The organism is Frigoribacterium sp. UYMn621 (assembly GCF_040549525.1).
Classification (GTDB): domain Bacteria; phylum Actinomycetota; class Actinomycetes; order Actinomycetales; family Microbacteriaceae; genus Lacisediminihabitans.
Map to the genome: position 1 here is coordinate 21,518 of NZ_JBEPTM010000017.1, position 11,770 is coordinate 33,287.

At 61.4% G+C, this 11,770-nt stretch carries 7 protein-coding genes; all 7 read right to left on the bottom strand.

Annotation, left to right across the window (positions count from 1 at the left end; genetic code table 11):
* Entirely contained in the window at positions 1 to 5,298 is a 5,298-nt protein-coding gene (locus tag ABIB54_RS16365; protein ID WP_354576591.1) for an Ig-like domain-containing protein, read from the bottom strand.
* Positions 5,299 to 5,359: 61 nt separating this feature from the next.
* A complete protein-coding gene (locus ABIB54_RS16370) occupies positions 5,360 to 6,070 on the bottom strand; it encodes a hypothetical protein (protein WP_354576592.1) in 711 nt (236 codons plus the stop codon).
* Entirely contained in the window at positions 6,067 to 7,746 is a 1,680-nt protein-coding gene (locus ABIB54_RS16375; RefSeq protein ID WP_354576593.1) for a serine/threonine-protein kinase, read from the bottom strand. Before ABIB54_RS16375 ends, ABIB54_RS16370 begins: the two co-directional genes overlap by 4 nt.
* Positions 7,746 to 8,762: an FHA domain-containing protein gene (locus ABIB54_RS16380; RefSeq protein WP_354576598.1), complete on the bottom strand. Its 1,017-nt coding sequence runs from the start codon at positions 8,760 to 8,762 to the stop codon at positions 7,746 to 7,748. The genes ABIB54_RS16375 and ABIB54_RS16380 overlap by 1 nt, the downstream gene beginning before the upstream one ends.
* A gap of 197 nt (positions 8,763 to 8,959) precedes the next feature.
* Positions 8,960 to 9,805, bottom strand: coding sequence for a PP2C family protein-serine/threonine phosphatase (locus ABIB54_RS16385; RefSeq protein WP_354576594.1), 846 nt, complete (start codon positions 9,803 to 9,805; stop codon positions 8,960 to 8,962).
* A 349-nt stretch (positions 9,806 to 10,154) separates the two neighbouring features.
* A complete protein-coding gene (locus tag ABIB54_RS16390; protein ID WP_354576595.1) occupies positions 10,155 to 10,613 on the bottom strand; it encodes a DUF4190 domain-containing protein in 459 nt (152 codons plus the stop codon).
* Between the two features lie 362 nt (positions 10,614 to 10,975).
* On the bottom strand, positions 10,976 to 11,770 hold a 795-nt coding region (locus tag ABIB54_RS16395), incomplete at its 5' end, for a hypothetical protein (protein WP_354576596.1).

The following is an 11,770-nucleotide window of genomic DNA, read 5'->3' on the forward strand; positions in this document are numbered from 1 at the left end:
TTAGTTCAGGGCAATAGTGTTCGACCACACGACAGTGGACCGAAGATTCCCGTATCCGCCGCCGGTCATAGTGCATGTGGAGGGGTTGTCCCATGTCCCGCCGCCGGAGCCATCGGTCGTGATGTTGAAGCTTCCGATCGACCTTCCGTTTTGGCCGTCCACTTGCGGCGTCACCCAGCAGGCGATGGAGTACGTCGTGTTGGCCGGGTATCCGGTGATTACGAGATGAATCCAGTGGTTCGAGCTCAGCTGCGAGATCGTCATGTTTGGTACTGGAGGCGGCGGAGGCGGCGGGTTATCGATGTGACGCGAAGCGGATGTGGCGTACGCCGAGCAGAGTCTGCCGGCGTTGCAAGCGCGCACCTGGAAGGTGTAGTCGCCCGCACCGACGTTCTGCGCGATGCCGGTGGTGCCGGTGGTCGATCCCGACGCAGCGCTGCCCTGGGTGAAGTTCCACTGGTAGGTGACGCCTCCACCACCGCTGTCGGCCGGGCCCGACCACGACGGCGTGATCGTTGCTGTCGCAGTCGAGCTGTTGCTGTTGAGCAATGGATTCGTCGGAGCAGTGGGTGTGCCGTAGGGAGTAATGGACTTTGTCGTCGACCAGGTGGTCCCCACCTTGTTCGCCACCGCGATATCCACCGTTTGTGATGCACCGTTCTGGCGCGCGTCGAAGGTACAAGTGACGCCCGGCGTGCAATCTGAGCGCTGCGTGCTTCCGCTCGAGTCGGCGATCCTGACGACGTATCCGGTGATCGGAGCGCCGTTGGTGCTGACGGGCGGCTTGAAGTCCACCGCGACCTGGTGGGAGGCCGGGTTGCTCAGAGTGATGTCGGTCACCGCTTCGGGAGCGCTGGTCACCGTGATCGTGATTCGTCCCTGGGCCTGGCGACTCGGCACGTCACGTGCGTCGCGCATCGTGTAGATCAAGCTGATGACGCCCGACTTGACAACACCTGTATCGACAGAAATTACTGAGCCGTTGATGGACTTTGTCGCCCCGAGGTTGTCACCCTGCCAGTCGACCGACTTGAGAATCAGGGGCGAATTCTTTGCACCGGCGAAGGGGTTGAAGTCGTTGTCGAGAGGCTGAATCGTATAGTGCGAACTCGACCGCGCATCGGGGACTGCGTCATCGACGGCCTGCGGGAGTGGCGCAGTCGACTCCACCGCATTGACAGTGAGCTCGGCCTGCACCGGGGCGAGCGATCCGGAGATCAGCTCGAACTTGATGCGGACTTGAGACGGAACCGTCGCCTTCTGATCGACCGACATCGTCAGCTTGTCTGAGTTGAAGGAGAACTGGATCGGCCCCGAAGTCGAAGACGGGGTGATCTGCTTGTAGGTCACCGAGTTGAGAACCTGCTGGTTCGGATGACTGGTCGCATTGCGCAAGGAGAAGGTCGTCGACTTTCCGACCTCTACATTGATGGACTGGTTCGCGAAAGTCGGCGGGATGTCTCTGCTCTGCGGGTCCCCGACCTTGATCGGCACCTGAATGGTCACTGCGTTCGGGTCGTTAGCCAGCCCCTTGTCACCGACCTTGAAGGTAAGGAAGGTATTTCCGACGAAACCAGACTTCGGAGTGAAGGTGATTGCGTCATCCGCCGCCACCATCGTGACCCCGGTCTGCTGCTGAGGCGACGACGCCGACGACTTGTCAGCGACAGTCGGCTTCCTGCCAGAGGGAACCACGAGCATGTCGGACAGCGACACCGTCTTCGCAGTATTCACGTCAGTCTGGACCGTGAAGCCGCTCTTCAGATAGGGCGGGAGGCTGTCGGCGTACGCGGGCACCGTGATGATCGCGACCGCGCTCAGATGATCCTTGTTGGTGAGCTGGTAGGCGATCGCCTGTGGTGCCGAACCCAACGTGACGGTGAGGGTTCCGTCGGTATTGGCCTTCGCCAACGCGGAGTTGGGCCCGACGGGCTTCACGACAAGATCCGCGACGAGGCCAGCGGGATTTTGCGCATCATGCAGCACGCTGACTTTGATAGTGCGCTTGCCCACCGAGGTCGTCTGATCGACCGACTGGTCGAACGCCACCGGGGGCTGGAGAGGGGCATTGGGATCGACCTTGACCGTGAGGTAGGCGTCGGCACCCGCCTGATGCTTGTTGTCAATGAAGTAGTGAATTTGATAGTCGCCTGGCTGATGAGGCGCGGTCACGATGATGGTATCGCCCTTCTCCACGGCCTTTAACGGACTCTGCACGACGAGTTTCGGCTTCTTGGCGAACTCAATTGTGTAGCCGCTCGGGTCTGAATCGTTGGCGAGGACGGGCACGGACGAGATTCGATCCGGCCGGATCGCGATCTGATCGTCGACGGCGTCCGGGGCCAACGATGTTGTGGGCGCAGGAATGACCCCGATGCGCACCTGTCCCTGGGCAGTAGCACCCAGCGCGTCCTTGACCTCATAAGTAAACGTGTCCGTGCCCCCTAATGAGCCGGCGCGCGGCGCGATGTAGGCGAAGGACGAGGACGTCAGATCAGTGACCGTTCCCATCACCGCGCCGTTGACGCTGGTGAGGGTTACCGAATCGCCGTCCGGGTCGATCCCGTCGAGCGGAACTTTGACCTTGAGGATTCCGCCGACGAAGACACGTGCGGTGGTCGTCTGAGGGTTTGGTGCCTTGTTGTTCTTAGCATCGCGAGCGCTCACCAGGAAGTTGACCTTTGCGGTGTTCGTCTGACCGTTGTCGTCAGTGACCAGGTATGTAAGGGAATACTGGCCGGCCTTGGTGGGAGCTTGAAGCCGAACTTGATCCCCGGTGACGAACGCGAAACCATCGCCGACGTTCTGCTGAGTCAAATCGGGCGCTAGGTGAATACGGCTTCCGTCTGGGCTGTAGTCATTGACTAGGACGTTCACCGAGGCGACATCACCGACCCGCGCCTGAACGTTGTCGTCGACGGTGACCGGCTGCTGCGGGTTGGTTACTTTGGGAAGGGGAACAATGGCGATGTTCGCGGTCGAGGTCTTCGAGCCATCGGAGATCGTGTAGCTGAACTCGACCGGCGCAGTCATCCCCGAAGGTGCGGTGATCTTGATAAGCGCGCCTGAAAGAACCTGTACCGAGAGCTTCGGGTTCATGGTGGGTACTGAGACGCTCTGGATGCCGAGGACCGCGCCCGACGGTGAGAGGTCGTTATCGAGCGCCGACACGATGACGGGCTCGTTCGGTCGCAGATACGCGATATCCCTGACCGCAGTCGGTCCAGGCGGACTACTCGGAGGCTTTAGCACATCGACACGGATGTACCCGGTCTGCGTTTTGGCGCCTGCAGTCGCCACATAGCTGACGTAGTAAGACCCCGGTTGGTTGCCGACAATCGACACGGCACCGGTAGGGGTGTTCGTCACCGAGACGCCGGGATCTATCACCTTCACTTCTCCGAGCGTCAACGCGGTTCCCGAGGGCGACAGGTCGTTGGCCAGTGGCGAGACCTGAACCGGCTGGCCGACGAAGGTCGAGACGAAGTCTGGGGTCGTTATCGGAACGTCCGCCGGATCGTCGGCGCCGACGATGTCGACGATGAACTTGCCGTCGGTGACAACTGGCTTACCGCCCACTGTCTGGCCGTCACCGACTTTGATCAAGACAGTCGTCGGACCGGTCTGCGTTCCCAGAGCGGTGTATGTGATCACTCCGTTGGGCGAGAACCGCACGATCGCGTTCGGCGCCTGAGCGTCCTCGAGGATGAGGTCGTCCCCATCAGGGTCGTACCAATCGCCGAGCACGTTGTAGCTGATGGTCTTGCCGACTTCAAGAGTCACCGCGCTCGTGCCGAGCGAGACCGGTGGGAGATCGCCCGCGCTGGCTGGACGGACCGCCACATTGACATTGGCGTCGGCCACCCCTCCCCGACCGTCGGAAATGGAATAGCGGAATGACATCGTGCCGGTGAACGTTGCAGGTGCCGTGTATTGCAGAGCGCGGCCGTTCTGGATCGACTTGAGCGTGCCCTGTCCATCGGGGATTGCGGTGAAGCTCGTGATCGTGAGAACGTCGCCGTCTTCGTCGGTATCGTTCGCGAGCACGTCGAGGATAACGCTCTTGCCGGGGCGCGCGCCGAGGGAATCGGGTTTCGCAATGGGAGCGTGGTTCTCGCCTTGACGTTTGGGCGGCTGCGGCGTGAAGTTGGGAAGTGTGGTGGTCTGGTTGTCTTCCTGTGCGTTTTGATCCTTGGGCGGGATCACCTTGTCCCAGTTGAGGTTCGCCGGGACGATTGCGCCCTTGGTAATCATCCAGACGTCGCCAGCATTGACATCGTTCAGAGCGATGACGTCACCGTTCACACGGAACTGCAGATGGTGCGGGCCGCTGCTGGTTCTACTGGCGACCTGCTCTCTCACGGGATTCTGTCCATCGCAGACGGCCATGTAGCGCGCCGCGGCCGTCCACGCCCCGTGGATGCAGTTGTCGAGCATCACGGGCGCGGCAACGTCGTCGGCACTTGCTGAGGGTGTCGACAACTTAGCGTCGAAAGTTGTCTGCTTCTGGTCGGACCCGACTTGGATCAGGGAATTCTTGGTCGCTGCGAGCACGGTGCTGGCATCCGGCCCGGGCTGCTGGAGCTGGAGAACGGGCTCCTCCACAGTGACCTTCGACCCGGTGTCGAAGACCAGGGTGCTGCTCCCCGCGAGCGCGACTCCGTGACTTCCAACAACGGTCACACGAAGTGCTCCGTTCTTTGGGAGCTGTGCCATCTCGACCGGCGCGAAAGAGCCCGGGGCGATTGCGTAAAGCTTCCGGTCTTTGGCAGAGGCGATCGCCACGGTGCCGTCGATCCCGATAGCCACCGCGCTGCCCGCACCGTAGGTGTGAAGGGCCGGTGACCTTCCGTTGAACTGCAGGGGCGATGTCCCGTCGACGAGCCACAGAGCTCCCGTGGCGCTGAGAACTGCCATTCGACCGCCGCCATAAGTAACCGTCGATGCCGACGGTGCATCGAATGACTGGGTCGAGCTGGCCAAGGCGGGATCGACTCTCGAGACCTTGTTCGATTTCGGGTCAGTCATGAAGACGTTGTCGCCGCCCTGAAGAACGTCGAACTTGTTCGACGCCGCCGGAACGCCGATGGAATCAAGCTCGGTGATCTGCGTATTGAAACGAGCGGTCAGCGACAGGTTGGCGTTTGTGACCCAGACGTCGAGTGCCTTGAGATTGACGCTTGAGACCGGGAAGCCATTGTGAAGCACCGCAAGTGTGACGGGCGCAACGATCAGCACCGCGAGCGCGGTCGCCGATGCCACTGTCTTTCGCGTGCGCAACCATCCGAAAAGACTCATCCGTCGATCATCCGATACAGCGCACGGCACTGCGATGGGGAGGGGTACCCATGATGAGCCTTCATGTCGCGGCCTGGTTCGACGGGTCGATCCGATCGAGAAGCGCGAGATCCTCGCTCGTCACCAAGTGGCTGGAGAACGCGTACTCGATGAGACGGGCCTTGCGGTTGACGGCGAGGTTGCCGGGACCGCCGCGCAGCCCTGGCACCCCGACTCTGTCGAGCTTGTCGCAGAGGTTGTCGAGCTTGCGGTTGAATGCCGTGAGCGTCCATCCCAATCGCTTCGCCGTGGCGGACGACGAGGGAATCTGTCCGTGGCCGCCGCTGTGCTGCCGAAGAGCGTTCTCACAGAGCGCCACGAGGAACAGCCGCTGGCTGGAGGTAAGCGGAATAGGGTCGACGGTGGTCGCCCCGCTACGGTCCATGAATGAGGACGACGACGCGAAGTACTCCTTGTCACCGTGGATGGTGAAGTCGTAGGACGTCGATCCGGCGCTGAAGAGTACGTGCAGCCGCTCGAAGACGATCGGAATCCGTGCGCCGGGAGCGAGCCATGCCTGGATCTGGCCAGAGGGGTCTGTGACAGTCGCTGACAGCAAGTTGCCGGTGTTGCCGAGCCACCAAAGTCCGTTCTCGGGATAGATCTGAAGGAAACGGCGGTGTAGAGCGGGATTCTCGTCGATCACGAGCTCGGACTCCCGTCCGATGGATAGCCCATTGGGCTCGGTGACGTCATACCACTCCCCGACGTATTCGACACGTAGCGGCTTCATTTCGCCACGCAGAAGGGAGGGCTCAGGGCATCGGAAAGGGCGCCATTTCGCAGGATTCGGACGTCGATGCAGACGTTTGTCCCCGGAGCAATCCCAGCGACGACCGCCTGCGGAACGTCTGACGTCGTGACATCAGTGTTCGTGGCGGCACCGTCGGTGCGCTGCCAGCGGAACTGATCGCCCTTCTGTGGGTCGGGATTCGTCCAAGTGAATGTCGCGGCAGTTCCGTCAGCCGAGAGGGTCGCGGTGCCCACCACCGCAGAGGCCAGCTGCGTCCCAACATCGAGAGGGGCCCCGGTGGTATTCGGTTTCGTCGCCGCCGGGGTGCCGTGGGGCGCAAACACCACCACCCCCCCGATCACAGCCGCCACAACGAGAACTCCGCCGACTACCGCGAGGATCGGGCCCGAGCGCCGACGCCGTCGAGGCGCCTCCCCGGCATCCGACACGAGAGTCGGCGCATTCGGCGACACCACCGCACGGCCGCCGGGCCGGACGATGGTGGAATCCGCAACAGGAGGCGCGACGGCTGGCGGGGTTCCAGCGAACATCGCGATCTGCGACGCCACCGGGGGTGCACCAGCGGCGGTCGACGCATCCGGGGAGATGACCGTCGCTCCCCGGGCTTGCGTGCGATCCACCGAATCAGATGCGGGTGTCGACGGTCGCAGCGGCTGCGCGATCACCGGAGTGACGCCCCGAGCGCGGGTGGCATCCGCGTGATCGTCACCCGCGGGGCGAGCCGGCGCCTCAACCTGGGACAGATTCGGCACGTCTATCTGGGTCGGCGGGTAGGAAAGCGACAGTTCGATCGCCTGCAGGGCGCGCGCGAAATCGACAGCGTTCGCGTAGCGCTGCGTGCGGTCGACCGCCATACCTTTCCGCAGTACAGCAAGCAGCCTGGGCGGGACATCGTCACGATCCATCGGTGTGATCGCGCCGCGCTCGATACGTCCCATGAGCTCGATGACCTGATTCGACTTACCGGGAACTTCGAAGGGAGTGCGCCCGGCCAAGAGGGTGTAGATCGTGGCGGCGAGGGAGAAGACATCGGAGCGAACGTCCGGCTTCGGATCGTCCTCAAACATCTCGGGAGGCGACCATGGCACTGACAGTCCTACCGACTGACTTCCGGTCGTCGAGCCGGAGCCGGCAAGCGAAGCCAGCGTCGTGGTGTGAGTTGGCAGATCATCTTCGACCATCGACGAGATCCCGAAATCGGTGAGTGCTGGCCAGCCGTATTCGTTGGTCAAAACGTTCGCTGGCTTGATGTCACGGTGCAGGATGCCTGCGCTGTGCGCAGTCGCGATGGCGCTCGAAAGCCGAACGCCGGTGCGCAGTGCCTCGGGAACTGTGAAAGGTTGCCGCTTGTACCGATCGGCGAGACTCGGACCAGAGCAATATTCCATGACAAAGAACGGGCGACCATCATCGGACACGTCGGCATGATGGATCGACACAATGTACGGATGTGCCGACAGCTGCGCCATCAGATTCGCCTCGGCCGCGAACGACGCCCGGTTCTCTGCCGTCAGTTCATCAAGTACCTTGACCGCGACAGCCCGCTTTGGCAGAGCCTGTTCATAGAGATACACGTCTGAGAATCCACCTGAGCCGAGCTGCCGTAGATAGCGGAAGCCCTTCAGTTCAGGAGGCGAGGAGGTCGGCCGTGCCATCAGCCTTCCTGAACCGTCAAGGTCGCTCCGTCGCCCAGATCGACGATGGTGCCAGGGATAATCACCGTCGGCTCGCCTTCGCGAAGTTTTTGAGCCGGTCGACCTGGCATCGTGACGAGAGTTCCGTTCCGCGAGTGGAGGTCAGTCACGACAACGGTTTCGCCTTCGACGGCGATCCGGGCATGGGTGCGTGAAATATCCTGATTGACAGTCGTCATTGTTATCAGGCGCGGAATGCTCCCACCCCCCAGAGCGGAAGCACTGGGGGCGCGGCCTATCACGAGCGGCTGGTCGAGCAACTCACGGCCACCGGTCGACAATTCGACGTAGAACTTCACTTTCGGCGCTGGCAACTCGACGGCACGGCCTCGTCCAGCGCGGCGGTCAGCGCGAAGCTTTGCCAGGTCGGACGCGACGACCGTGTGCTCTTCGAGGGGTGCCGACGCAGTATCGTCTTGCTCTTCCGTCGGACGCACCGCGGCGTCCTCGACCGTGCGATATGACGTTTCGCCGAAGAGGAAATCGTAGGCCGAGGTCGCCGGGGTCGGTGCTGAGCCATCGACTTCGTCGGCTAGCTCGTCGTCCTCGCCCAGGGGGCCGGCCACGGTCTCCTCACCCATGGGCTCGTTCGGCGAAGACACCTGTGACGCATGCGTTTCGGCGGCAGGCGGCGCCGTCGGCACGGCGTGCTGCTTGGCAGGCTCAGGATCGGAGGGCCGTGCGATCAGCACGGGAGCGGGCAGGTCGACGCCTGTTGGTGCGGAGTTCTTTCCAAAAGCCGCAATCCCATTCGTGTCGGCTGCGAACCAACCGGCACGAATCGCTCCGCTCTGAATCGGTACACGAACTGAATCCGAAGGCGGAACAATTTCGCACTCGAAACGATCGAGCCGATCAAACCTGCGCTCTGCCCACGATGAGAATCCCGAACCCGTGATCGTTCCACTCTCGGATCCCTCGACCGACACGGTCACCGGACCACGGACCAGCACTTTCCCCTCGCTACCGAGGGTCACGATCAAGAAGTGGGGAGCGGATGATATGCCAGAACGGGTGAGAACGTCCAGGACGGGGCCTGCGTCACTCGATGAGATGACGAGCTTCCACAGCTCCCCCAACAGCGGTGACTCATCGGGTAGGGCAACTCCCACAGAGAAGTGCCCGTTGGTAAGGAACATCCAGCCGTCGGAGGCGGGGACGTACGCCGATCCGGTCACGTCAGTTCTCCGATTCGCGGAAGGGTCTCTTCGAGGCGCTGCGGAATCGGCGCATCGGCCCCAGTTATCGCCCCCTCGTCGACGAGTTCGGACTCGACAACGATGACGGTAACGTTGTCCGCGCCGCCGGCCGCGAGTGCAGCTGCCACCAGGCGATCTGCCGGCGAGGTCGTTTCGTCGGCCGACTCAAGCACCGCACGAATGGCGTCGTCATTCAGTTCCTTGGTGAGTCCATCAGAACAAATCATGAAGGATTGCACGCCCCCAGCGGGAAGGAACCACACGTCCGGATCGACTTCATCTGCTATTCCGATCGCCCGGGTGACAATGTTGCGATCGGGGTGGCTCGTTGCTTCGCTCGCGGTGATGGATCCCTCATCCAGCAGTTCCTGCACTGCCGAATGGTCGACGCTGAGCTGCGTCAGAACTCCGTCGTTCCAGACGTACACCCGTGAGTCGCCGATGTTGAATGCCATCCAGTGTGGGCGGGCCTCATCTGAGTCCCGCACCAGCGCGACACCGGCGAGGGTGGTTCCCGCGAACTCTTCCTCGCCGATCTGCTGCACTCGCATGTTCGCTTCACGAACGGCGCTCAGAACAGCTGCAGGCCGTAGGGGCAGTTCAGTACTTAGCTCGTTCTGCAGGACTCGCGCGGTAGTTTGACTCGCACGATCGCCGAATGCGTGCCCGCCCATCCCGTCGGCTACCAGGAAGATCGGCGGCGTGGCGACGAAACTATCTTCGTTGACCTGACGCACCAAGCCACGATCGGACGCCACGCTCACGCGGAAACTCACAGTCACTGGAGGCAAAGTCCAGCCGTAGGCGAGCGTCGAGCCCATCGATTCTCCGTTCGCGCCATTTCGGGTTTGGCGTAGCTAAATGCTAGCAAATCTCACAGCGACTACCCGTGGGCACGGTACCCAATTTCTACCCATATTCGGGGGGCACCAGAGCAATTGAGTCTCCTCAACTCCACCTCGGCCATAGGCAGAGCGGTACGTGAAAACCTCTGGCCCGAAGCTACAGTCCGCCACATGGGTCTACTGTCGGGTTAGTCACGCGATAGCGTTCAATCTTGCTCCGTTATCGCCAAAACCGCGTTATGGGTGGCTTGCGTGTGGGGGCAGGATCTTGTGATTACGAGTGTTCGTAGAGATACGGCAGATCCACGATCAGCTGGTCGGAGGACTAGCGGAAAGCGCCAGCTTGCCCAGCAAGCAGCACCAGGATTACGGTGACGGCCAGCCAGAGGTAGCCAAGGACGAGCCCAGCTATTGCCATTCCGCCTCCGCGCTCTCCGGTGCGTTTGATCTGGCTGATCGCGATGTGTCCGAAAACAATTGCGAGGTATCCACCGAGCACACCGAAAATCAGAGTCAGGATCGCAAGGGTGTTCGTGCGGTCACTCATTCCAATTGCCGAACCAGAAACCGCCATCATCGGCGGGGCTGGCACCGGCTGCCCAGGGTTCGCTAGCACGAACGCTTCCCGCCACTGCATCATTGCTTTAGCCTTCGCCTGGACCTGCGCCTGATCACGCTCAGCGGCGAGACGAACCTCGCGCTGCTCTCGTTTACCACGGGTCGCGACCATGTAGATGACGAAAGCCGCGATGAGCGCGACGATGAGAATTAATGTCGGGTCCAAAGCTGGCTCCATTCGGGTTGCAGAGGATTATCTGAGCCACTATGACAGGAATTTTGTCGGGGCAGGATCAGAGTGAACTTCTCCGCTTTTCATGCCGCCGCTTTGTGGGGGCGTCACTGGGTGGTGCGCCGATATTTTGAGCGTACTTGTTGCGCTCGTATTCCTCGGGCGGGATGTTTCCGAAGAAGCTTTGTGGTCGGGCATTGCTGTACCTGTTGACCCAGTCGAAGGTCATCTCTTCAACGTCCAGCAAGCCCTTCTCCGCGAGTCCTGGGATGGCAGCGTGCAAATAGGGAGATTCCAATCAGAACGGAACTCACCGGACATCACGCACGCAGTTTCCAAGCCTTGCATTGGCAGCATCAGCCCGAAAACGCGAGCCGCTCCACTTCAACGGCGTACCAGCGATTGAAGATCTCGATCGTGGTTGAAGTTAGAGCGTCGATATCTTCCAGCGGCACTTTGAGCGATTTGATGCCTAGCGCCCATCCATCCGTATAACCCTTGGCGAGCCAAGTTTTTCCGGCAAGATATTCCTCGACGAGCGGGACCTTCCGTCGCCCCAACTCAGAGGTACCGTTTCCCGGCTTTCGCGTGCTCACCCCGAATCGCCTCTCATGGCCCTCGAGGACCTCGCGGTGCAAAGCACGCAGAGGCTCAATCCACCCCGGCATAGCGTGAGGAAGCATTGGATCAGGGTACTCATCGACAGTTGCCGGCACCGACACTCCAATGCTGTATTCGACCATCACGGGCGCGCCGTGACGGGGCATGCCGCGCCCAGCTACCTGAATCTGTCCGCGCAACGTGCGCCCACTCGGCAACAGTGGAGACTCGATAATAATCGAGGGCATCCCGCTGCCGCCGCGCCGGACCTCTACGAACCAGTCGTCTGCGAAATCGCTGAAGATTTGCGCTCGGAATAGGATCTCCGCTCCGGATTTCAAGACCGGCATCGATGAAATGTCATTGACGGTCAGTCGTGGTTCAGAAAAGCATTTCAAAGCTTCTTCCCAAGTAATGACGGAGACGCGCTCAATTTCTTCAATCCATGCGGGGGCCGGGTTGCGTCCCCGGGAGTGGTGTGGTTTTCGGGGTTTCGAGCGTTGGATGGTCGACGTGAAGAGCCACCGTGGGATGGTCAGTGAGTAACGACT

Bases quoted from the DNA above. Each gene is read 5' to 3' on its own strand.
- ABIB54_RS16375 (WP_354576593.1), bottom strand. From the start codon at position 7,746: ATGGCACGGCCGACCTCCTCGCCTCCTGAACTGAAGGGCTTCCGCTAT.
- ABIB54_RS16370 (WP_354576592.1), bottom strand. From the start codon at position 6,070: ATGAAGCCGCTACGTGTCGAATACGTCGGGGAGTGGTATGACGTCACC.
- ABIB54_RS16365 (WP_354576591.1), bottom strand. From the start codon at position 5,298: ATGAGTCTTTTCGGATGGTTGCGCACGCGAAAGACAGTGGCATCGGCG.
- ABIB54_RS16385 (WP_354576594.1), bottom strand. From the start codon at position 9,805: ATGGGCTCGACGCTCGCCTACGGCTGGACTTTGCCTCCAGTGACTGTG.